General features: G+C 64.2%; 20 protein-coding genes and 1 riboswitch. Of the genes, 13 read left to right on the forward strand and 7 right to left on the reverse strand.

Annotated elements, in window-relative coordinates; genetic code table 11:
* Positions 1-290: 290 nt before the first annotated feature.
* From RS897_RS13880 to RS897_RS13895, 4 genes are all read left to right on the forward strand, one after another.
* Positions 291-557 (forward strand): DUF3551 domain-containing protein, encoded by a 267-nt coding sequence (locus tag RS897_RS13880; RefSeq protein ID WP_315837104.1) that lies wholly within the window; start codon positions 291-293, stop codon positions 555-557.
* A gap of 370 nt (positions 558-927) precedes the next feature.
* Positions 928-1707: an enoyl-CoA hydratase/isomerase family protein gene (locus RS897_RS13885; protein ID WP_315837105.1), complete on the forward strand. Its 780-nt coding sequence runs from the start codon at positions 928-930 to the stop codon at positions 1705-1707.
* 1 nt (position 1708) lies between these two features.
* The gene (locus RS897_RS13890) at positions 1709-2974 is read left to right on the forward strand and encodes a CaiB/BaiF CoA transferase family protein (protein WP_315837106.1); all 1266 of its coding nucleotides are present in this window, start codon (positions 1709-1711) and stop codon (positions 2972-2974) included.
* A gap of 274 nt (positions 2975-3248) precedes the next feature.
* Complete coding sequence (locus RS897_RS13895; protein ID WP_315837107.1) at positions 3249-3848, forward strand: winged helix-turn-helix transcriptional regulator; 600 nt, start codon at positions 3249-3251, stop codon at positions 3846-3848.
* Between the two features lie 16 nt (positions 3849-3864).
* Here the strand turns inward: RS897_RS13895 and RS897_RS13900 are convergent, their stop codons facing one another.
* The 5 genes from RS897_RS13900 to RS897_RS13920 are packed head-to-tail and all read right to left on the reverse strand — an operon-like array spanning position 3865 to position 8863.
* Positions 3865-4359: a DUF3237 domain-containing protein gene (locus tag RS897_RS13900; protein WP_315837108.1), complete on the reverse strand. Its 495-nt coding sequence runs from the start codon at positions 4357-4359 to the stop codon at positions 3865-3867.
* A 37-nt stretch (positions 4360-4396) separates the two neighbouring features.
* A complete protein-coding gene (locus RS897_RS13905) occupies positions 4397-5251 on the reverse strand; it encodes an FAD binding domain-containing protein (RefSeq protein ID WP_315837109.1) in 855 nt (284 codons plus the stop codon).
* Positions 5248-7620 carry a xanthine dehydrogenase family protein molybdopterin-binding subunit gene (locus tag RS897_RS13910; RefSeq protein WP_315837110.1) on the reverse strand — a complete coding sequence of 791 codons (2373 nt, stop codon included), beginning with the start codon at positions 7618-7620 and terminating at the stop codon, positions 5248-5250. Before RS897_RS13910 ends, RS897_RS13905 begins: the two co-directional genes overlap by 4 nt.
* On the reverse strand, positions 7613-8107 hold the full coding sequence (locus RS897_RS13915; RefSeq protein WP_315837111.1) for a (2Fe-2S)-binding protein: 495 nt from the start codon (positions 8105-8107) through the stop codon (positions 7613-7615). Before RS897_RS13915 ends, RS897_RS13910 begins: the two co-directional genes overlap by 8 nt.
* Positions 8108-8143: 36 nt before the next feature.
* Positions 8144-8863: a hypothetical protein gene (locus RS897_RS13920; protein ID WP_315837112.1), complete on the reverse strand. Its 720-nt coding sequence runs from the start codon at positions 8861-8863 to the stop codon at positions 8144-8146.
* 241 nt (positions 8864-9104) lie between these two features.
* On the opposite strand from RS897_RS13920, the gene RS897_RS13925 reads away from it, so the two are divergent.
* Positions 9105-9596 (forward strand): winged helix-turn-helix transcriptional regulator, encoded by a 492-nt coding sequence (locus RS897_RS13925; protein ID WP_315837113.1) that lies wholly within the window; start codon positions 9105-9107, stop codon positions 9594-9596.
* Positions 9597-9608: 12 nt separating this feature from the next.
* On the opposite strand, the gene cobT is transcribed toward RS897_RS13925, so the two are convergent.
* Positions 9609-10625: a nicotinate-nucleotide--dimethylbenzimidazole phosphoribosyltransferase gene (gene cobT / locus RS897_RS13930; RefSeq protein ID WP_315837114.1), complete on the reverse strand. Its 1017-nt coding sequence runs from the start codon at positions 10623-10625 to the stop codon at positions 9609-9611.
* A gap of 108 nt (positions 10626-10733) precedes the next feature.
* On the opposite strand from cobT, the gene cobS reads away from it, so the two are divergent.
* The 8 genes from cobS (at position 10734) to RS897_RS13970 (ending at position 20344) form a co-directional block, all read left to right on the forward strand.
* On the forward strand, positions 10734-11492 hold the full coding sequence (gene cobS / locus RS897_RS13935; RefSeq protein WP_315837115.1) for an adenosylcobinamide-GDP ribazoletransferase: 759 nt from the start codon (positions 10734-10736) through the stop codon (positions 11490-11492).
* A gap of 1 nt (position 11493) precedes the next feature.
* A complete protein-coding gene (locus RS897_RS13940; RefSeq protein WP_315837116.1) occupies positions 11494-12072 on the forward strand; it encodes a histidine phosphatase family protein in 579 nt (192 codons plus the stop codon).
* A gap of 140 nt (positions 12073-12212) precedes the next feature.
* Positions 12213-12393: riboswitch (cobalamin riboswitch) on the forward strand.
* Between the two features lie 106 nt (positions 12394-12499).
* Positions 12500-12952 carry a DUF1636 domain-containing protein gene (locus tag RS897_RS13945; protein WP_315837117.1) on the forward strand — a complete coding sequence of 151 codons (453 nt, stop codon included), beginning with the start codon at positions 12500-12502 and terminating at the stop codon, positions 12950-12952.
* Entirely contained in the window at positions 12949-13482 is a 534-nt protein-coding gene (gene cobU, locus RS897_RS13950) for a bifunctional adenosylcobinamide kinase/adenosylcobinamide-phosphate guanylyltransferase (RefSeq protein WP_315837118.1), read from the forward strand. Before RS897_RS13945 ends, cobU begins: the two co-directional genes overlap by 4 nt.
* A 19-nt stretch (positions 13483-13501) precedes the next feature.
* Positions 13502-14518, forward strand: a complete 1017-nt coding sequence (gene cobW, locus RS897_RS13955) for a cobalamin biosynthesis protein CobW (protein WP_315837119.1) — start codon at positions 13502-13504, stop codon at positions 14516-14518.
* Between the two features lie 18 nt (positions 14519-14536).
* Positions 14537-18271 carry a cobaltochelatase subunit CobN gene (cobN, locus tag RS897_RS13960; protein ID WP_315837120.1) on the forward strand — a complete coding sequence of 1245 codons (3735 nt, stop codon included), beginning with the start codon at positions 14537-14539 and terminating at the stop codon, positions 18269-18271.
* Complete coding sequence (cobO, locus tag RS897_RS13965) at positions 18246-18881, forward strand: cob(I)yrinic acid a,c-diamide adenosyltransferase (RefSeq protein WP_315837121.1); 636 nt, start codon at positions 18246-18248, stop codon at positions 18879-18881. The genes cobN and cobO overlap by 26 nt, the downstream gene beginning before the upstream one ends.
* Positions 18881-20344 carry a cobyric acid synthase gene (locus tag RS897_RS13970; RefSeq protein ID WP_315837122.1) on the forward strand — a complete coding sequence of 488 codons (1464 nt, stop codon included), beginning with the start codon at positions 18881-18883 and terminating at the stop codon, positions 20342-20344. Before cobO ends, RS897_RS13970 begins: the two co-directional genes overlap by 1 nt.
* Before the next feature lie 107 nt (positions 20345-20451).
* On the opposite strand, the gene cbiB is transcribed toward RS897_RS13970, so the two are convergent.
* Positions 20452-21432, reverse strand: a complete 981-nt coding sequence (cbiB, locus tag RS897_RS13975) for an adenosylcobinamide-phosphate synthase CbiB (protein ID WP_315837123.1) — start codon at positions 21430-21432, stop codon at positions 20452-20454.

Below are 21432 nucleotides of genomic sequence, written 5' to 3' on the forward strand. Positions count from 1 at the left end.
GAGATGCATGACGTCGCTCCATCGTGTTGTGTGTCGAGCTGCGCGCCTTAAGGCGTGCATTCCGACTCTCGGCATGAGCGAATGAAACTGACCGCCACGGTAAGGCGCGCACGTGTAGGCGCCAATTAAACACCAGTTTATGGTTTTCACGTCGCGTTGAGCGGGTCCGTGATGACGATCACGGTCGAGCGCAGGCGCGCAGGCTAAAACTTTTTATAATCGATTTCGCGGAGGCAGCATTGCATGTTGGTTGCGGGATTGATCCCGTCACCTTGCATCAGGAGGTTCACATGAAAACGTTCTTCAAGCTGGCCGTGCCGGCACTGGCCTTTTCTGCCGTCGCATTCGTCGCAATGGGCAACTCTGCCGCGCAGGCTGCGCCGGCCATGCATCGGGGCGCCTATTGCCTCACCTATGAGCAGGACGAAATGGATTGCGGGTTCACGACATACGCGCAGTGTGAGGCCAGCGCATCGGGTATCGGTGGCGACTGCTCCCGCGATGTCTTCGACAGCACCACCACCTCGTTCTCCAGGCCTGCCATGCGGCGCGGTTAATGCCTGCGGCCATCGAACAATGTCCGTCCTGATCGCAATCGGCTTGCTCCGATTGCGATCAGGACTTGAAAGATCGTCCGCCTCGGTCGGGTGGCCGATGACTGACTGAAGGAGCGCGCGTTTCTCGGCAATTTGCGGCTCGGGAGAACGCGTGAGATCCGCATCCGGCTGTGATGTTGTATGCCACCGCCGGCAGACCGGCGTTTCGCAGACCTGCTCTGCAAGCTTCCGCTCGCGAACACGACTTGCAAAACGAAAGTCATCGTGTAGGCTCCAGGTTCTAAATAAGAACTGAATGAAAAGGCGCGTGTCCGCGCCCCGCCAGGGAGCCAAGGTCTTGCCAGAAAACGTCTTGTCAGAAGATGCATTGGTGACGCGCGACGAGCGCGGCAATATTTCCGTGCTGACCATGCAGTATCGGCCCTACAATCTGCTGGGGCCGAAGCTGATCAACGCCATCGTCGAACAGGTCGAACAGGCGCAGAAGGCCGGCAGCCGGGCGATCGTGATCCGCAGCGGCCTGCGGCACTTCTCCGCGGGAGCCGACCTCGACATCTTCGAGAAACGCGTCGCGCAGGGCAGCGGCGATACATCCAGCGAGAACCGCCGGCTCAACGGCGTCGAATTCCTGCGCTTCATGGAACTGTTGCCGATCCCGTTGATCGCCAGCGTCCACGGCGTCTGTCTCGGCGGCGGCCTCGAACTGGCCCTGTCATGCGATTACATCGTCGCCGCCACGTCCGCCAAGATCGGCTCGGTGGAAGCGACACTGGGCCTGCATCCGCTGCTCGGCGGCATCCAGCGCCAGGTGCAGCGCATCGGCGCCGCGCGCGCCAAGGAGATGTCGATGCTGGCCCGGCGCTACGATGCACCGACACTGGAGAAGTGGGGCCTGATCAACCTGACGGTGCTGGAAGAAAAGCTCGAACAGGCGACCATGTCGATTGCGGAAGAGTTTGCGCAGGGGCCGACGCTGGCGCATGCGGCGACCAAGGAGCTGGTGCACATCGCGGTCAATGAGGGCGTGGTTGCGGCCGACGAAGCCATGGCGCGGGTGCAGGCGCCGATCTGGGCGTCGGAAGATCTCAAAGCGGGTCTGGCCTCGTTCAAGAAGCAGGGCCCAGGCCTCGCCAAGTTTGCGGGGCGCTGACATGGCCGGACCTCTGAGTGGAATTCGTGTCGTCGACTTTGCCCGTGTTCTCGCCGGCCCGTTGTGTGCCCGCACCTTGCAGGACCTCGGCGCCGAGGTCATCAAGGTGGAGCCGCCCAGCCCCGACGTCTCGCGCTTTGCGTTCCCGTCGACCGACGGCATGTCCGGCTATTATGCCCAGCAGAATGCCGGCAAACGCAATGTCAGCATCAACCTGAACATCCCCGGCGCCTACGAGCTTGCGCTCAAGCTGTGCGACACCGCCGATATCGTGGTGGAGAATTTCCGCGCCGGCACGCTGGGCTTCTTCGGCCTCGACTATGAGACCCTGTCAAAACGCAATCCGCGGCTGATCTATGCCTCGATCACGGGTTATGGCCAGGGTGGTCCCTGGCGCAGCCGGATGGCGTATGCGCCAACGGTGCAGGCCGAAGCGGGCTTCACCGAAAACAGCGTGCGCCATTACGGCGAAGTTCTGACCGAGCCGCGCACCGACAGCCTGTCGCATGCGGACGTCTATGCCGGGCTGCAGGCGGTGATCGCGATTCTGGCGGCCTTGCACAGCCGCGAGAAGACCGGGCAGGGCCAGTATATCGACGTCGCGATGGCGGCGACCCTGCTCGCCGTCAATGAGCGGGCCCATGTCGATCTCTCCGACGATGACATCGGCGCGGAGCCGGCCGTACTCGGCGCGACCGACTGTTCGTTTTTCACTGGCCCCAATGGCGAGCACTTCACCGTGGCCACCAGCATTGTCGGCAGCCGTACGTTTCCGTCCTGGCTGCGCGCGATGCGGCGTGTCGACCTGATGGACGATCCGCGGTTTTCCAGTGCGACGGGCCGCCGGCTGAACTTCGGCGCGCTGCATGCGATCATCCAGTCCTGGATCCTGACCTTCCCGGATATGGCGAGGCTCGACGCGCAGTTCGACGAGGCGAAAATCGCCATGGGTGAGATCCGCTCCATCAAGCAACTCACCAAATCCGACTGGAGCGATTACTGGGGCGCGGTGCAACTGGTGCCGGACCGCAGCGGTGGCGAGTACCGTCTGCCTGGCCGCCCCTGGCACTTCTCCAAGGACGAACTGACGCCGATCGGCACGCCGGCCTTCCAGGGCGAACACAACCAGGAGGTGTTTCGTGAGCTCGGTCTTAGCGAAGCGGACTTGCAGAAACTCAGTGACGCCGGCGCGCTGGTGACGCACCGACGGGCGCTGGCGCCTGAGGTGACAGCAAAGCCATCGACGGAGTCCGGTCAGGCCGCGTGAGGGAGATTGTTGCAGAACAACAGCCGGCCGCGATTCCATCGTGGCTGGCTCGCGCTGTTTGTCGATGCTAGACAGCGATGCCAGAGCATGATGAGCTCTGATCGAATTGTCGCGGCGAGGGATGCGTGCTCCCTCTCCCCGCTTGCGGGGAGAGGGGTGGGGTGAGGGGCCCCTCATTGCACGGCGCTCGTGGTGACGCCCCCTCACCCGCCGCGCAAGTGCGCGACGACCTCTCCCCGCAAACGGGGAGAGGTGAACTGCCCAGGACAATGGAATGGCCGACCAAAAGCGCGCGCGAATTGCCAACAAAGAGTGTTCCATGGCGCGGGCCATGGAGGTGGTCGGCGACCGCTGGTCGATCCTGTTGCTGCGCGAGGCCTATTACGGCGTCAAACGGTTCGACCAGTTCGAATATTATGTCGGCGTGGCGCCCAATATTTTGAGCAATCGGCTGAAGAAATTCGTTGATGCCGGCATCATGGAGCGGGTGCCTTTGCCGGAGCATGCGGGCCGCTACGAATATGTGCTGACCGACAAGGGCCGAAGCTTCTTTCCGGCCTATCTGGCGCTGAAGAAATGGGGCGATGACTGGCTGGCGGAGCCCGAGGGCCCGCAGGTGGTTTTCAGGGATCGTGAGAGTGGACGCCCGATCGAGTATCCCCCCCTGCAGGCGCGCAATGGCAGACCTCTGCAGCTTGAGGACGTCGAAGTCGTGGCCGGCTGCGGTGCCGTGCCCTTCAACCGCAAGCGATTTGCGGCGGCGACCGCGGAGGCTCTCCCCGATCGCGATGTGACGGCCGAATCACGGGATGCACCGGCTCGCAACAAAGCCAGGCCTGTGTCGCGCCGTTCTGCGCCGCGCAAAGGCAAGTAACGGCTCGCCATCGGGCTCAAACAACCTGCGAGACCTTGTAGGCAATCCCGCCCTCGATCGGGTAGCCGGTCCCGACACAGACGATGTCATTCAGCCAAGCGTAGGACTTCGCCCCGGTTTCGAATAGCGGCGTGGTCCGAAAGTAATACCGCGCGGGATCGATCTGGGTCCGCTTGACGGGATCGGCCACCTCGGCGCGCAGCTCGGGCGGGGTGATCCAGCGGCCGCCATAGGTCATGTGCACCAGGGCGTTGTCGTGGGTGCGCAAAGTCAACCGGACATCCAGCGACATCCCGCCGTCGGGGCGGAACAGCGCCCAGTCGCCGCCACCCGCCAGCACCTCGCCACGCAGCTTTGGGCCTTCGAACGTTCCGCCGGCCGCGCCGAAGAGAATCCGCTGACCCAACGGGCCTGGGCCGATGTTCAGCAGTGGATTGAGATCGACAACGATGTCGAACAGGTGCGTCGTTGCGATGTCGCTGACGACCTTTACGCGTGGATCGGATGCCATGGGGGACGCCTTCAGTTGCTGGGTCTGTCTAAAACATTCAATCCGCTTTGAACGATGTAAGTCCGCGCGCCACTTCGGTTCTGATGAGATGCCTGCGATAGTCTGCCGATGCATAATGGTCGGACAGGCAGTCGGCCTGTTCGCCGGCGAGTTTCGCGGCCGCTTCGATTGTCTCTGCGGTGAGCGGTTGTCCGATCACGGCCTTCGCGGCCGCTTCGGCCGCGAAGGCGTGGCCTGTCGCACCGGTGATGCCGATGGCCGCGTCGGACACGGTGTTATCGGTTAAACCCAAGGCGAAGGCGACGCCGACGACGGCATAGCCGCTCGCTGGATGGCGGATCTTGCGATAGCGGAATTGCGTGTCGGGCCGCGGCCGGGTGATGTGAACGGCGACCAGGATCTCGTCCAGCGCGAGTGCGGTGGTCATGATGTCGACGAAAAAATCACGCGCGGCCACCCGCCGTCGTCCTTGCGGGCCGGCGAGCTCGATCTCGGCATTGAGCGCAATTACGACGGCGGGCCAGTCGGCGGCCGGGTCGGCATTCGCGAGCGATCCGCCGATGGTGCCACGGTTGCGCACCTGCGGATCGGCGATCAGGCTTCCGGCCTGATGGAAAATCGGCAGCACCTCGCGCAGCGGCGTGGATGCCAGAAGCTCCGCATGGGTGGTCAGCGCACCGATCCGGATCTGCTCGCCAATCGTGATGCACCTGAGATCGTCGAGGCCGCGGATGTCGACCAGCAGCGCCGGCGATGCCAGCCGCAGTTTCAACGTTGGGATCAGAGAGTGACCGCCCGCGACGAGCTTGATGCCATCGGGATCGCCCTGCAGCAGGCCGATGACCTGATCGAGCGAGGTGGCGCGGACATAATCGAACGAGGCCGGGATCATGGCCGTGCTCCGGAGCGCGCGGTCTGGATCGCCGCCCAGATCCGCGGTGGCGTCATCGGCATGTCGAGATGGTTGATGCCGAATGGCGCCAGCGCATCGAGCACGGCGTGCACCATGGTCGGCGGGGCGGCGATCGAACCGCTTTCGCCGATGCCCTTGACGCCGATCGGGTTGGTCGGCGACGGCGTGATCTGAAACGACGAACGGATGTTGGGTACATACTCCGCGCGCGGCACGGCGTAATCCAGCAGCGATCCCGTCATTAGCTGGCCGTTGTCCGGATCGTAGTTGACGCCTTCATACAGCGCCTGGCCGATGCCCTGCACCACGCCGCCATGGATTTGCCCGGCCGCGAGCAGCGGGTTGATCAAGGTGCCGACATCGTCGACGGCGACATAATCCAGGATCTCGACAATGCCGGTCTCCGGATCGACTTCGACATAGGCCATGTGAATGCCCGAGGGCGCGCCCATGCCGGTCGGATCGTAGAACACGGTTTCATCAAGCCCGGGCTCAAGGCCGTCAGGCAGTTTGTGGCCGACATAGGCCATGCGCGCGACCTTGCCGAAGCTCAGCGGTGCGATATCGGTGCCGGGCACGCTGAACTGGCCGCCTTCGTAAGCCACGTCCTTCTCGTCGACCTCCAGCATGCCGGCGGCGATCTTCTTTGCTTTGGTCACGATGCGATGGGAGGACACGTGCACACTGGAGCCGCCGACCGACATCGAGCGGGAGTTGAAAGTGCCATGGCCGGCCTGCACCTGCCGTGTGTCGCCCTGCACCACGTCAATGTGGTCGATCGGAATCTGCAGCACATCGGCGGCGATCTGCGCGAACGACGTGACATGGCCGTGGCCCTGGCTCATGGAGCCGGAAAAGATCGTGGCCCGGCCGCTGGAATCCACCGCGATCCGCGCGCTTTCCCAGCCGCCGCGGTTGAATCCGCTCATGGCGAGTCGGCGCGACGGCGCCATGCCGCACATGTGGGTGTAGGCGGCGACACCAATGCCGCGATAGCGGCCCTGGGTGCGCAGCGCGTCGCGCTCGCTACTGCGCGCGCCATAGTCGAATGCATCGAGCGCCTTGGTGAGACAGCCTTCGTAATTGCCGCTGTCGAAGATCACGCCCATGCTGGCATAAGGACGGTAGGGAAAATCGGCGGCCTGGATGAAGTTCCTGCGCCGCACCTCGACCTGATCAAGCTTCAGATGCCGCGCCACCGCGTCGATGGTTCGCTCCGCAATGTAGGCACCCTCAGGCCGGCCGTAGCCGCGATAGGCATCGACCGGCACGGTGTTGGTCACCACCACCCGCGAAATTGCCTCATAGTTGGCGATCTTGTAGGTGCCGGTGCCGTAATTGATGGTGTTTACGGTCGGGCCGCCGCTCGCCATGTTGGAGAGATAGGCGCCGACATTGCCCAGCGTCTCCACCTTCATGCCCAGGATGGTGCCATCATTGCGGATGGCGGCTTCGATGGTCTCGATATGGGCGCGGCCGTGGCTGGTGGACTGGTGGCTTTCGGAGCGCGATTCCCACCATTTCACCGGTACGCCGAGTTCACGCGCCAGATACGGGCAGAGCAGTTCCTCCGGATAAAGATGCATCTTGGCGCCGAAGCCACCGCCGATGTCAGGCGCGATCACGCGCAGCATATGCTCGGATAAACCCACGGTCTCGGCAATCCACCGCCGGTGCATGTGCGGCACCTGGCTTGGGATATAGACTGTCAGCGTGCCGTCGGCACCGGGATCGGCGATGATCGATCGCGTCTCCATGCAGGTCGGGATCAGGCGGTTGTTGATGATCCGCAGCTGGATGACCTGATCGGCACTTTTGACGGCCTTCTGGTAGTCACCGCCCTTGACCTTGAACACGGTGGTGATGTTCCCCGGCACATTGTCGTGCAGTTGCGGAGCGCCGTCGCGGATTGCGGCATCTTCATCGACGACGGCAGGCAGTGCTTCGTAGTCGACATCGATCAGGCCGATCGCGTCATAGGCCTGGGCCTGGGTGTCGGCCACCACCAGCGCGACGCATTCCCCGACAAAACGCACACGATCGATCGCGACCACGGGGCGATCGGGCACCTTGGTGCCGGGCAGGATCCAGTTCGGGACGATCGATCCGAGCTTGCCGGCGAGGTCGGTACCGGACAGCGCCAGATGCACGCCAGGCGAGGCCTGGGCTGCGGTGAGGTCGACATGCCTGATGATGGCATGGGCGTGCGGCGAGCGCAGGATCGCCAGATGCAGCATCCCCGGCAGTTTGATGTCGTCGACATAACGGCCCTTGCCGGTGACCAGCTTGAAATCTTCCCGTCGCCGCAATGGCTGGCCGATATAGGGAGGCCGTGCTGCTTCAGTCATGGTGAGCCTCCGTTGCCAGCGATTCCACCGCACGCACGATGTTGTGGTAGCCGGTGCAGCGGCAGATGTTGCCGGTAAGGTGATGACGGATCTCGCTCTCGCTTGGGCTCGGATGATCCCTGAGCAACTGGCGCACGCTCATGATCATGCCCGGGGTGCAGAAGCCGCACTGCAGGGCATGATGTTCATGGAAAGCGGCCTGGATCGGATGCAGCGCGCCGCCCTTTGGCGCAACACCTTCAATGGTGGTGATCGATGCGCCGTCAGCCATCACCGCCAGCACGGTGCAGGACTTCACCGCCTGGCCGTCGATCTCGACCGTGCAGGCGCCGCATTGCGAGGTATCGCAGCCGATGTGGGTTCCGGTCAGGCCGAGGTCGTCGCGGATTAGATGCACCAACAGCCTGCGCGGCTCCACCGCAGCGGTCTTGCGCGCGCCGTTGATGGCGATGGTGACGGTATGAAGCGTGTTATCGGCTTCGATCATGTGGCCCTCCCTTTGGCTACCGCTTGCGGCGTTTTCTTAAGAAAGCCGGATATCGGCGATATCGATGGCGACTGCGGTGAGGCTGGGATCGGCTGTGCCGTCCGGGTTTCGGCGATAGGCCCGCCGTTTGGTCGCGATCTTGATGCCGTCGAAATCCCTGTAGTCGGTCATGACGTGGGCGGTCAGGAGATTGCCGACCACGACGGCGCTGTAATCCATCCGGCTGATCAGGTTGTCCGGGCCGACATGGAAAATCTGTTCGGGGCCGTGGGTTGCGATGGAATCCGGGAAGGTGACTTTGAGTCGACGGTGTGTCTCGCCATTGCTGCTCAGCGGGTCGATTTCCTCGGCTTTGATTCCCGGCAGCAGGAATAGAAACGGCGTCGTGAGATAGTTCCAGATCGCGTAACCGCTGAAATAAGCGAGGTTCAGGTCATCCCACGGGGTGGCCGGCGTGTGATCTTTGAAAGCGGTCCGCGGGCTGCGCCGTTCCTCGAGATGACGCCCGTCGAGCGTCTCGATGACGGTGAGATCCGGCGTGCACACGCTGCGCCTGTCCGCTGCCGTGAACGGCCGATAGCTGGTCCACTGCTTGCGAGTCTCGATGGTGACGTGGACATCCTTCAAAACGTCTGCCCAGCCCTTTCGCGCCCACATCGCGCCGGTGATCGACATGTCGCCGTCGATGGTTGTCACCTTGGTCCAGCGCGCAATACCGCCGTGCGCCTCGATGACCTGATCCAGCAGGCTGCTCATGCCGTCTCCATCCCATCTGTCAGGATATTGCCGCTGCCGCGTTGGGCCGCGCAGGTCCAGCTTTCGCGCTGGACGGTTAGTAACTCTAATGATAAGAGTTATGGTAGCGCAAGCGATTTCTGCGAGGTTGGTTTGGTCCACACCCCCCGCAACGTTCTCGATGATTGGCGGGCCGAAATAGTCTAAAGGCTGATGTTGTTGGATCCCGCATCCGAGGGGATCAAGAGGAGGCCGGCCTTTCATGCGATCCAAAAGTTTCGAAGGCATGACGTGTTCGATCGCCGGTGCGCTGGAGACGATCGGCGATCGCTGGGCGATCCTGATCCTGCGCGACCTGTCGCTGGGACTGCGCCGTTATGAGGATCTGCGGCAGTCGACCGATGTCACCCATGCAACGCTGTCGGATCGGCTCAAGCACCTGGAAGAGAATGAGCTGGTCGAGCGGCGGCTCTACCAGACCAATCCGGAGCGGCATGAATACATCCTGACCCGCAAGGGCTGGGACACCATCCTGCTGACCCAGGCGCTGGCGCAGATTGGCGACAAGTGGGCAGTCGCGGGCGATGACGGGCCGCCGTTGAAGTTCGTCAATCGCAGGAGCGGTCGGCCGGTGAAGCTTGCGCTGGTGGATGAGAAGACCGGTGAACGCGTGAGAAGTTCGGATATCCAGCTGCAGGCGGGACCGGGCGCCGATGAACGAATCCACTGGCGCCTGACGTTTCAGAAAACCTGATGTCGATGTCGGCTATTCGCCGGCATCGGTAACGCCGGCTTCGGCGAACGTCGCCATTCCGGCGTGACACGCGGCGGCGGCGCGCAGCAGCAACACCGCGACAGCCGCGCCTGAGGCTTCGCCCAGCCGCATGCCGAGATCCAGCAGCGGATCGAGTTTCAGCTCGGCGAGCAACTGCCGGTGTCCCGCTTCCGCAGAGACGTGGCCAGCGTTGCAATGATCAAGCACTGCAGGGTTGAGACGCGCGAACGGCAGGACCGCCGCGGTGGCGACAAAGCCGTCGAGCAGAACCGGAATACGCTGCGCCCGTGCCGCCAGCACCGCGCCGGCCATGGCCGCGAGCTCGCGTCCGCCGAGCGCCGTGGCGACTGCGAGCGGATCGCCGAGACTAGCGCTATGGCACTTCAGCCCGGCATCGATGGCGGCGCGCTTGCGCGCGAGCCCCTCGTCGTCGACCCCGGTGCCGCGACCGACCCAGCGCTCGGATCCTCCGCCCAGCAGCGCGGTGCAGAGCGCGGCTGCCACCGTGGTGTTGGCGATGCCCATCTCGCCGACCACCAGCAGGTCACAGTCGAGCGGCACCGTGTCATAGCCGGTGTTGACCGCAGCCAGAAATTCAGCGTCCGACATTGCCGGCGCGCCGGTGAAATCCGCGGTCGGGTGGTCGAGGTCGAGCGGCGTCACATGAAGCTCGGCGTTAGCGAGTTTCGCCAGCTGGTTGATTGCGGCGCCGCCGGCGGCGAAGTTCGCCACCATCTGGTGGGTGACCTCCTGCGGATAGGCCGAGACGCGCTGCGCGGCGATGCCATGATTGCCGGCGAAGACCACAATCTTCACCCGGTCGAGGCGCGGGATGTCGCGACCCTGCCAGGTTGCAAGCCATGTCGCCAGCTGTTCCAGCCGGCCCAGGCTGCCCGGCGGTTTGGTCAGCACACTCTGCCGTTCAGCGGCGACGGTTGCCGCCTGTACGTTGCCATGGGCAAGGTCGTGGCAGAACGTGTGGATATCGTTGCTTGTTTCGAAGCGCATGAAAAACCTGCATAGCGTTTTCCGATCCAGCCGGATCGGACATACGCGTCAAATTCCAAGTTGAAGCATTTTCCGGCAAGGTGCTGGAAAATCGCCCCGAGATCGGCGATGTCTCATAACATGAAAGACTGGCTCGATGATCTGCGTCTCGCCATCATGTTCCTGACGCGGCTGCCCATTCCGCATTCGGATGGCGTTGTCAACTTCCAGCGCGCGATGCGGGTGTTTCCGTTGGTTGCGGCGGGGATCGGTCTGGTCATGGGTCTGGTTCAGCTTGGCCTTCTCAGACTCGGCCTGCCGGCGCTGGCTGCGGCAGCGCTGACCCTCGGCGCCAGCGCGCTGCTGACAGGAGCCCTGCATGAGGATGGCCTCGGCGATACGGCGGATGGTTTTGGCGGTGGCCGCGACACCGCGGCGAAACTCGAAATCATGCGCGACAGCCGGATCGGCACCTATGGGACGCTGGCGCTGATGGTCAGTTTCGCCGCCAAGCTGGCCGCGCTCGCGGCGCTGCCACCAGCCTTTGTCATTCCTGGCCTCGTCGCCACTCATGCGTTGGCGCGCAGCCCGCTGCCGGCGATGGCCGTGCTGCTGCCGCCGGCGCGCAGCGATGGCCTCAGCGTCACGGCGGGAACGCCCGATCAGGCTACGGCGATCACGGCTGCCGCGTTCGGGTTTGTCATCACGCTGATCTGTCTGCCGTGGAGCGCGGCCTTCGCGGCAATTGTGGCGACGATCCTTGCCGCAGCAGGCATGGGATGGCTGGCGCGCCGGCATGTCGGCGGTTACACCGGTGATGTGCTGGGCGGCACGGAGCAGGTCTGCGAAACGCTGATCCTGCTGCTGTTGGCCGCACGGTTGTCCTGAGATGAGCAGCATCGCGCGGTTCTGGCTGATCAGACATGCGACGGTCGATGGACCGCGTGGCGTGATCCATGCGCCGGAGGCACCGGCGGATACCAGTGACGTAGCCGCCTTTGCGGCTCTGAGAAACGTGCTTCCGCTGGCGCCGGCCTTCTGCAGTCCGGCACGCCGCACCCGGGAGACCGCGATCGCACTCGGCCTCGACCCCACGATCGCGCCAGCGTTTCGTGAGCAGGATTTCGGTGCCTGGACCGGCCGCCGTCATGATGATCTCGCTGCGGAGATGGGCGATGCCTATCGGGCGTTCTGGGATGCGTCCGCGAGCAACCGGCCGCCGGGCGGTGAGAGTTTTGTCGACCAGATCGCGCGGGTCAGGAATGGCCTGCAGGAATTGCCCGACGGAGATGTGATTCTTGTGGTGCATTCCGGCACGGTGCGAGCCGCGCTGGCGATCGCGCTGGATATCACTCCGGATAATGCCTTGCGCTTTGTCATAGATCCGTTGTCGTTGACCCGAATCGACCGGCTTGACACCGGCTGGCGCATTGTCGCGGTGAACCGTCATGCGTCGGCGCGCGGTTGACCCCGGGCACCCCGGCGGATACCGTCCCGCTCGATGGTCCTTCCACGAGCGCGTTTTTAAGCGAAGTGGGGACCGGTTCGCGTGAAGAAAACGCGCTCTAATATAATTAGAGCGAATTCGAGCGCAAAACCGGTGTCCACTTTTGCTGAATTCGCTCTACGAAGGTGAAAAGGGAAGCCGGTGCGAGCCTGTCTCAAACCCGGCGCTGCCCCCGCAACTGTAAGCGACGAGCCTGTGCCGAAGCCACTGGGAGGTCCCGGGAAGGCGGCGATCAGGCAGCGACCCGCCAGCCAGGAGACCTGCCATCACGAACTGTGCTTTGGCGGCGTTGGGGCGGGGTGCACCTGACGGGAGCGTTGACCGATGGCTTGCGCCATCGCGCGATCCGACAAAGCTCGCGGCCTTAAGGCCTGAATTTGAGCTTGTGATGGATCGTCCCGACCCGGACCCAGGCACCACTGTTTGTTTCGCGCCCGATGAGCCCGCGGTGCTGCGTGATGACGTCGTCGTCAGCGTCTGCACCACCTGCCGCGCCGCCGGTTCCAAGGAGCCCGCGACCGAAGGGCCGGCGCTGCTGGATGCGCTGAAGCAGACATTCGGAGACAATCGGCAGGCCCGCGTGCGCGCTGTGCAGTGTCTCAGCGTATGCAAGCGGCCGGTGACGGTCGCGGTGACCAGCAGCGACGGCTACACTTTCCTGTTCGGCGATCTGGATGTCGAACGCGGCGTGCCGGCACTGGCGGATTTCGTCGAATCCTATCGTGTGTCCAACCACGGGCTGGTTCCCTGGCGCGCGCGCGCCGAAGTTTTGCGCAAGGGCATGGTGGCGCGCGTCCCGCCGCCGGGCTGGTCACCCGAAAATGGCGAGCCGCCGAAATGACGGCTTTGGTGACCACGCTGGTGCTCGGCGGCGCACGTTCGGGAAAATCGTCTTTCGCGGAAAAGCTGATCACGGACAGCGGCCTGTCGAAAATCTATCTCGCGACCGCAACCGCCGACGATGACGAGATGCGCGAGCGCATCGAACGGCATCGCGCGCAACGTGGCGAGGGCTGGCGCACCATTGAAGCGCCGCTCGATCTGGTGGAAACGCTGGCGCGGGAAGGTCGCGATGGCGTGGTGCTGGTGGATTGCCTAACGCTGTGGCTCTCCAACCTGATGCATGCCGGCCGCGATGCCGCGCGGGAATCGCAGCGGCTTGCCACCTGGCTGACGGTATCGCCCGGCCCGGTCGTGCTGGTATCGAATGAAGTCGGCCTTGGCCTCGTTCCCGAAACGCCGCTCGGCCGCAGCTTTCGCGATGCACAGGGCCGGCTCAATCAAATCATTGCTGCGGCGGTACCCGACGTTGCTTTTGTCGCCGCCGGATTGCCGCTCTGGCTCAAATGCTCATCGTCCTCGACGACCTGATACTGGAGATGTCTGCCACATGACCACCCGTGTTCCCGTGACCGTGCTGACCGGCTTCCTTGGCGCCGGCAAGACCACGCTGCTGCGCTCGCTGTTGACGCAGGCTGACGGCCGCCGCATCGCCGTGATTGTCAACGAGTTCGGCGATGCCGGCTTCGATGGCGGCCTTGTGGAAGAGTGCGCGGCCAAGGCCTGCGCCCCCGGCGATATCGTCGAGCTCACCAATGGCTGCATCTGCTGCACGGTGGCGGACGATTTCATTCCGACCATGGACAAATTGCTGTCCCGCGATCGGCCGCTCGACGCCATTGTCATCGAAACCTCCGGACTCGCGCTGCCGCAGCCGTTGCTGAAGGCGTTTGCCTGGCCGGATGTGCGTACCCGCGCCACCGTCGACGGCGTGGTGACCGTGGTCGATGCCCTGGCGCTGGCTGAGGGACGTGTGACGCTTGATGAAGCGGCGCTGGCCGATCAGCGCGCCGCGGATCCGTCGCTTGATCATGACGACCCGATCGAGGAGGTGTTCGAGGACCAGCTCGCCTGCGCCGATCTCGTGGTGTTGTCGAAGAGTGATCTGGTCGATCCGGCGGCGCTTGGCGATATCGAGACGCGGCTTGCGGCGACACTTCGCCCGGGCGTGCGGCTGGTGCGTTCGGGCGGCACGCTGCCGCCGCATGTCCTGGTAGGATTGAACGCCACGGCCGAGGACGATCTCGCGGGCCGCGCCGGACATCATGGCGAGGAAGAAGAGCACGACCATGACGATTTCGACAGCATTGTCGTGATTCCGTCCGCTACCGACAGCGTGGAGACCATGCGCGCGCGCGTCACCCAGGCGCTCGGTCTCGACGGCGTGCTGCGGGTCAAGGGCCATGCCCGGGTCACCGATAAATCCGCGCCGGCCGTGGTGCAGGCGGTCGGCAGCCGTGTCGATATTTCGTTCGCCCGGCCCGATGTCAAACAGGCCGAACATCTGGTCGTGATCGGCCTGAAGGGATTTGACAGCGATGCGGTGCGCCGCGCACTTGTGGGATGAGGATCGTCTGCGACAACGATGCATCTGAAGCTCGATACCAGCGGGGCCATTGACGACGGCGATCTCGCGCGCGATCTCGGTCAGGAGACCGCCGATATCGTGGTGCTGTCGGCCGCCGACAGCGAGCTTGCGGCGTTCGGTGCGGCGGCGACGAAGCTTCCGCCGGGCTTTCCGTCGATCGCATTGACCAACCTGCTTGCGCTTGGTCATCCAGCGTCGGTCGATGCCTATGTCGAGCGGACATTGAGCTCTGCCAAGATCGTGGTGCTGCGCATGCTGGGCGGAGAGAGCTACTGGCCGCACGGCGTCGAAAGCCTGCGTGCCGATGCGCTGCGTCGCGGTGCGCTGTTTGCTTGTGTTCCCGGCGAGTTGACCTGGAACCAGCACCTGGCGGCGCGCGGCACGCTCGATGCTGCGGCCACCCAGCAGCTGTGGCGCTATTGCAGCGAAGGCGGCGTCGAGAATGCCGAACTGGCGCTGCGTTTCGCAGCGCATTTGATCGGGCGGGCTGATGAGCCGCCGGCGCCACGGCCGATGCCGGCCGCCGGCTTCTGGCCGCACGACGTCACGCATGCGGATCGCCCCAATGTGGCAGTGATTTTTTATCGCGCGCTTGTCGCCGGCGCTGATACGGCGCCGATTACAGCGTTATGCGAAGCGCTGGACGCGTTGGGGTTCAATCCGATCGGCCTTTATGTCACCAGCCTGAAAGACGAGCGCTCAGCAGCCTTCCTCCGTGCGGCGCTGGCGGCGCATCCGCCCGATGTCATCATCAATGCCACCGCATTTGCCACCGCGACCGCCCAGGACGACACCGGCGTGCTCGCGGCGTTCGACTGCCCGGTGCTGCAGGTCGCGCTGGCGGGATCCTCGTTTGCGAACTGGCAGGCCTCATCACGCGGGCTGACGCCGCGCGATCTGGCCATGCATGTGGTGCTGCCGGAGGTCGACGGGCGTATCTTTGCCCATGCGATCGCGTTCAAGCAGCCCGGAGGCACGGTCGATGGCGTGTTCGCGCCGACGGTGCTGCGTGCCGTGCCCGACCGGATCGCGGCGACGGCGGAACTTGCGGCGCGATGGATCACGTTGCGGCGAGCGAGCGCTGGCGATCGCCGTATCGCACTGGTGCTGGCCAATTATCCGAACCGCGACGGCCGGCTCGCTAACGGCGTCGGCCTCGACACGCCGGAAAGCCTGATTGAGATTCTGCGTGCCATGAAGGAGGCCGGCTACGACATCGAGTCGGCGCCAGGCGACAATGCATCCATGATGCAGCTGCTACAGTCCGGTCCGACCAACGATCTGTCCGATCGCGCCGAACGCCGCGGTGGCGTGACGTGGCCGGTCGCCGATTATGAGCGTGCACTGGCGACGCTGCCGGACAGCCTCCGCCAAGCGGTCGAACGGCGCTGGGGACCGCCGCGGCAGGATCCGCATCTGAGCGGCGACGCCTTCCATCTCGGCCTGCATCGTTTCGGCCAGATCGTGGTCGGGATCCAGCCGGCACGGGGCTACAACATCGATCCGAAGAGCAGCTATCACGATCCGGATCTGATGCCGCCGCATCACTATCTGGCGTTCTATCTGTGGCTGCGCCACGCGTTCGGCGCCCATGCGGTGGCGCATCTGGGCAAGCACGGCAATCTGGAATGGCTGCCAGGCAAGAGCACCGGCCTGTCAACCGAGTGTGCGCCGGACGCGATCCTCGGCCCGCTGCCGCATCTCTATCCCTTCATCGTCAACGATCCGGGTGAAGGCATCCAGGCCAAGCGGCGCACGGCCGCGGTCATCATCGATCACCTGACGCCGCCGATGACCCGCGCCGAGCTGCACGATGACCTCGCGCGGATGGAAACCCTGGTCGACGAATACGCGCTGGCCGCCGATCTCGATCCAAAACGCGCCAACGCCATCGCCGACGATATCTTATCCCTTGCGCGGGCGCAGCGGCTCGATGCGGATGTCGGTGTCGTCAACGATACGCCGGTGACCGAAGCGCTGCGCGCCATCGATGCGCATCTCTGCGATCTCAAGGAAATGCAGATTCGCGACGGGCTTCACATCTTCGGCCGTACGCCTGCGGGCCCGCGCTGCGACGACCTGCTGGTTTCGATTGCACGGCTGCCACGGTCCGAGACGATGTCGGAAGACGCCTCGCTGCATCGGGCGCTGGCACTCGATCTCGGCCTTGACCCGTTCGATCCGCTGACACGGGATCTCGCGACGGCTTACGACGGTCCGCGCCCGACCGTCCTGGCCGCTTTGGGCGAGGGGGCATGGCGCAACGCCGGCGATACGGTCGAGCGGATCGAGCATCTGGCGTTGAAGCTCGTATCAGGGGCGATGACGCCCGAACCGGCGTGGGTCTGGACGGTTGCCGTGCTGGCGTGGATTGGGGAGCGTCTGCGCCCGGCGATCGATCGTTGCGGGTCGGCGGAGATGACGGCATTGCTGCGCGGGCTGGACGGCCGTTTCATCAAGCCGGGTCCCTCCGGTGCACCGACCCGGGGCCGGCCGGATGTGCTGCCGACCGGCCGGAATTTCTTCGCGGTGGATGTTCGCGCGGTGCCCAGCCCGTCGGCGTGGCGCATCGGCCGGCTGGCTGCGGAAAGGTTGGTGGAGAACCACTGGCAGGAGACCGGCGAGTGGCCGCGATCGATCGCGTTGTCGGCCTGGGGCACCGCCAACATGCGCACCGGCGGCGATGATGTAGCGCAGGCGTTGGCGCTGATCGGCGCACGGCCGTTGTGGGATGACGCCTCCGGCCGTGTCACCGGTTTTGCGATCATCCCGCTCTCGGAACTGAAGCGGCCGCGGGTTGATGTGACGTTCCGCGTCTCCGGCCTGTTTCGTGATGCGTTTCCCAGTCAGATGGATCTGATCGACAGTGCGGTGCGGGTGATCGCGGCGCTGGATGAACCTGATGACGCCAACCCAATTGCGGCTCATGTGCGGGCGAGGGCGGATGCGTTGGTGGTGACGGGCGTTGCGCTGGATGTCGCGCAGCGGCAGGCGAGCTATCGTGTGTTTGGTGCCAAGCCGGGCGCCTATGGGGCGGGTTTGCAGGCGCTGATCGACGAGGGTGGCTGGGCGAATCGCGCCGACATCGCCGATGTCTATTTGTCCTGGGGCGCATTCGCTTACGGCAGCGGTGTCGAAGGCACGGCGGCACGCGACGATTTCGCCGAGCGTTTGTCCGGCACCGACCTGGTGGCCCAGGCGCAGGACAACCGCGAGCACGATATTCTGGATTCCGACGACTACTACCAATTCCTCGGCGGGCTTTCCGCAACGATTGAGACTTTGCGCGGCACGGCGCCGCGGATCGCGCACATCGACACCTCCCGGCCCGAAGCGCCGCTGCCACGGCCGCTAAGCCATGAAATTTCGCGGGTGGTGCGTGGCCGTGCCGCGAATCCGAAGTGGATCGCCGGCGTCATGCGCCACGGCTACAAGGGTGCATTCGAGATCGCCGCCACAGTGGATTATCTGTTCGGTTTCGCGGCCTCCACCAATGCGGTCGCCAATCACCACTTCGACCAATTGTTTGCCGCATATCTGGAAGATGCGAAGGTGCGCGACTTCATGGCCGAGGCCAATCCGGCAGCGCTGCGTGAGACCGCGTTGCGTTTCGATGAAGCCTTGCGGCGCGGTCTCTGGACGCCACGCTCGAACAGCGCCGCCCATTTGATCGCGGACTTGCTGCAGCCCCCAAATTCACTGGAGAATGATCGTGACCGGATCCGAGCTTGACGACGAAGCTGCGAACACCCGCCATGCCGAGAAGATGCGCAAGCACAAGGCGGCGAAAGACAAGATCATGGCGACCAAGACCGGCGACAAGGGCCTTCTGATCGTCCACACCGGCACCGGCAAGGGCAAGACTTCGGCGGCGCTGGGCATGGTGTTCCGCCATATCGGCCATGGCTGGCCGGTGGGCGTGGTGCAGTTCATCAAGTCTCCGAGCTGGGACACCGGCGAGGCCAAACTGCTGGCCAAATTCCCCGAGCTGGTTACCCTGCACATCATGGGCGAAGGCTTCACCTGGGAAACCCAGGATCGCACCCGCGACATTGCCGCCGCCGTCACTGCGTGGGAGCGCGCCAAGGACTTGATCCGCTCCGATGCCAACAAACTGGTCCTGCTCGACGAGCTCAATATCGTGCTGCGTTACGATTACCTCCCCATCGAGGATGTCCTCACTTTCCTGCATGACGAGAAACCGGCCGACAAGCATGTGATCATCACCGGGCGCAACGCGCGTCCGGAGCTGATCGAGATGGCCGATCTCGTCACCGACATGACGCTGGTGAAACATCCGTTCCGTCAGGGTGTGAAGGCGCAGAAGGGTATCGAATTCTGATGCAGAGGCTAACACCCGCGATCATGATCCAGGGGACCGGCTCCAATGCCGGCAAGTCGACCCTGGTCGCGGGGCTGGCGCGGCTGCTGGTGCGGCGCGGTCTCAAGGTTGCGCCGTTCAAGCCGCAGAACATGTCGAACAATGCGGCGATTGCGGTCGACGGCGGCGAGATCGGCCGTGCGCAAGCCGTGCAGGCGCGCGCCGCCCGGGTGGCGCCGAGCGTGCATATGAACCCGGTGCTGCTGAAACCGGAGACTGATACCGGCGCGCAGGTGATCGTACGGGGACAGCGCACTGGCACGCTGCGCGCGAAAAACTATCTCGACAAGAAAGCGGCGCTGCTGCCCGCGGTGCTGGAGAGTTTTGAATACCTGGCCCGCGACGCCGACATCGTGCTGGTGGAAGGTGCGGGCAGTCCGGCGGAAATCAATCTGCGCGCCGGCGACATCGCCAATATGGGCTTCGCAGAAGCCGCCGATGTTCCGGTGATTCTCGCCGGCGATATCGATCGTGGTGGGGTCATCGCAAGCCTGGTCGGCACCCATGCGGTGCTGGAGCCTGCGGAACAGACGCGCATCCGCGGTTTCCTGATCAACAAGTTTCGCGGTGACGCCGGGCTGTTCAGCGAGGGCCTTGCCGACATCACGCGCCGCACCGGATGGCCGTCGCTCGGTGTGGTGCCGTTGCTGCCGCAGGCGGCCTTCCTGCCCGCCGAGGACGCACTTGATCTTGAACGGTCGGCGAGCGGACCGGCATCGCTGATTATCGCGGTGCCGATGCTGTCGCGCATTGCCAATTTCGATGATCTCGATCCGCTGGGCATGGAGCCGGGCGTGCAGCTGAGGTTTGTCAGGCCGGGCGAGCCGATTCCGGCCGAGGCCCGTGTCATCGTTCTCCCCGGCACTAAATCGACCATTGGCGATCTCGCCTTCCTGCGTACACAGGGCTGGGACATCGACATCCTGGCCCATGTCCGCCGCGGCGGTCATGTGCTGGGACTGTGCGGTGGCTACCAGCTGCTGGGCCGGGCGATCGACGATCCGGATGGCGTTGATGGGCACGCCGGCACAGTCGCAGGACTCGGTCTGCTCGATGTGACCACGGTAATGAGTGTTGACAAATCGACCGTGCTGTCCCGCGGTGTTCATAACGCGACCGGCGCCCCGGTCGAAGGTTATGAGATCCATCTCGGTCGTACGCAGGGGCCAGATTGCGTACGTCCATTTGTGACACTCGATGGTAAGCCGGATGGCGCGATCTCGTCCGATGGGCAGGTGCAGGGGACGTATCTGCATGGCCTGTTCACTGGCGATGCATTCCGCCGGGCGTGGCTTCAGCATTTTGGTGTGACGTCGTCGCTGGCGTATGACGCGAAGATCGAGAGCGCACTCGATGCGCTGGCGGATCATCTTGAGAACTATCTCGATATTGATCGGATTTTAGAGATTGCGCGGAGCCGCTAAACTTCAAGCCTCATGGTGAGGAGGCGCCCTTGCGCCGTCTCGAACCATGAGGCCCGTGATGCTTCCGCTGCGGCCTCATCCTTCGAGACGCCCGCTTTGCGGGCTCCTCAGGATGAGGGGATTAGCATCGCTAACATGACGTAAATAAACGCTTGCAGCCCACACGCGGCAATCAGCATCCTGAGCGCGCGGTCGATGTCCGACGGCGCGGCATCGCTGCGGCCCTCCGCATTGAGAAACGGATCCTCGACACTGTAAGTCGCATAACGCCGTGGCCCGGCCAGTGCGAGACCTAACGCACCCGCCATCGCGCTTTCCGGCCAGCCGGCATTCGGCGAGCGGTGCAGCGATGCGTCGCGCATCATGATGCGCAGTGATGACGAGATGTGTCCGCCGGCGACCGGTGCAACCAACGCGAACAGCAGCCCGGCCAGCCGCGCCGGCAACAGGTTGACTAGGTCGTCAAGCCGCGCCGCGGCCCAGCCGAAAGTCTCGTGACGCACCGAACGGTGTCCGATCATGGAATCCGCAGTGTTGATGATCTTGTAAGCGATCAGGCCGGGCAGGCCGAGCAGGGCGAACCAGAACACCGGCGCCACCACGCCGTCGGAAAAGTTTTCCGCACAGGATTCGATAGCCGCGCGGCAGACACCGCCCTGATCAAGCTGCTCGGGATCGCGCCCTACGATCATCGCCACGGCCCGCCGCGCCTCGGCAAGTCCTCCAGCGCCGAATGCCACGGCGACCTCGGCTACGTGCTGATAGAGGCTGCGCTGCGCAATGAAGATCGAACCCACCAGCGCAACCCACAGGGGACCCGCGGGCGAGGCCAACAACAGCCGCTCGATCGCGTATCCAGTGAGCCCGCTGATCGTTACCAGCACCACGATGGTGGCAACTCCCGCGGCCTTTCGCTGCCCCGGTGTCCATTGTTCCCGGTTGAGACCGCGGTCGAGGCCAGCGATCAACCGGCCGATCAGGACGATGGGATGCGGCAAGCGCCGCCATAGCCAGTCCGGATCGCCGATCACGGCGTCAAGAATCAGCGCGCCGACCACAATCACGAGACTTTCAGGCCACACGGCCAT

It is taken from the genome of Bradyrhizobium prioriisuperbiae (assembly GCF_032397745.1).
GTDB lineage: Bacteria > Pseudomonadota > Alphaproteobacteria > Rhizobiales > Xanthobacteraceae > Bradyrhizobium_A > Bradyrhizobium_A prioriisuperbiae.

What these genes read in the sequence shown, in the direction of transcription:
- RS897_RS13880 (WP_315837104.1), top strand. Translation starts at nt 291, where the DNA reads ATGAAAACGTTCTTCAAGCTGGCCGTGCCGGCACTGGCCTTTTCTGCC.
- RS897_RS13890 (WP_315837106.1), top strand. Translation starts at nt 1,709, where the DNA reads ATGGCCGGACCTCTGAGTGGAATTCGTGTCGTCGACTTTGCCCGTGTT.
- RS897_RS13895 (WP_315837107.1), top strand. Translation starts at nt 3,249, where the DNA reads ATGGCCGACCAAAAGCGCGCGCGAATTGCCAACAAAGAGTGTTCCATG.
- RS897_RS13900 (WP_315837108.1), bottom strand. Translation starts at nt 4,359, where the DNA reads ATGGCATCCGATCCACGCGTAAAGGTCGTCAGCGACATCGCAACGACG.
- RS897_RS13905 (WP_315837109.1), bottom strand. Translation starts at nt 5,251, where the DNA reads ATGATCCCGGCCTCGTTCGATTATGTCCGCGCCACCTCGCTCGATCAG.
- RS897_RS13910 (WP_315837110.1), bottom strand. Translation starts at nt 7,620, where the DNA reads ATGACTGAAGCAGCACGGCCTCCCTATATCGGCCAGCCATTGCGGCGA.
- RS897_RS13915 (WP_315837111.1), bottom strand. Translation starts at nt 8,107, where the DNA reads ATGATCGAAGCCGATAACACGCTTCATACCGTCACCATCGCCATCAAC.
- RS897_RS13920 (WP_315837112.1), bottom strand. Translation starts at nt 8,863, where the DNA reads ATGAGCAGCCTGCTGGATCAGGTCATCGAGGCGCACGGCGGTATTGCG.
- RS897_RS13925 (WP_315837113.1), top strand. Translation starts at nt 9,105, where the DNA reads ATGCGATCCAAAAGTTTCGAAGGCATGACGTGTTCGATCGCCGGTGCG.
- cobT (WP_315837114.1), bottom strand. Translation starts at nt 10,625, where the DNA reads ATGCGCTTCGAAACAAGCAACGATATCCACACGTTCTGCCACGACCTT.
- cobS (WP_315837115.1), top strand. Translation starts at nt 10,734, where the DNA reads ATGTCTCATAACATGAAAGACTGGCTCGATGATCTGCGTCTCGCCATC.
- RS897_RS13940 (WP_315837116.1), top strand. Translation starts at nt 11,494, where the DNA reads ATGAGCAGCATCGCGCGGTTCTGGCTGATCAGACATGCGACGGTCGAT.
- RS897_RS13945 (WP_315837117.1), top strand. Translation starts at nt 12,500, where the DNA reads ATGGATCGTCCCGACCCGGACCCAGGCACCACTGTTTGTTTCGCGCCC.
- cobU (WP_315837118.1), top strand. Translation starts at nt 12,949, where the DNA reads ATGACGGCTTTGGTGACCACGCTGGTGCTCGGCGGCGCACGTTCGGGA.
- cobW (WP_315837119.1), top strand. Translation starts at nt 13,502, where the DNA reads ATGACCACCCGTGTTCCCGTGACCGTGCTGACCGGCTTCCTTGGCGCC.
- cobN (WP_315837120.1), top strand. Translation starts at nt 14,537, where the DNA reads ATGCATCTGAAGCTCGATACCAGCGGGGCCATTGACGACGGCGATCTC.
- cobO (WP_315837121.1), top strand. Translation starts at nt 18,246, where the DNA reads ATGATCGTGACCGGATCCGAGCTTGACGACGAAGCTGCGAACACCCGC.
- RS897_RS13970 (WP_315837122.1), top strand. Translation starts at nt 18,881, where the DNA reads ATGCAGAGGCTAACACCCGCGATCATGATCCAGGGGACCGGCTCCAAT.
- cbiB (WP_315837123.1), bottom strand. Translation starts at nt 21,432, where the DNA reads ATGGCCGTGTGGCCTGAAAGTCTCGTGATTGTGGTCGGCGCGCTGATT.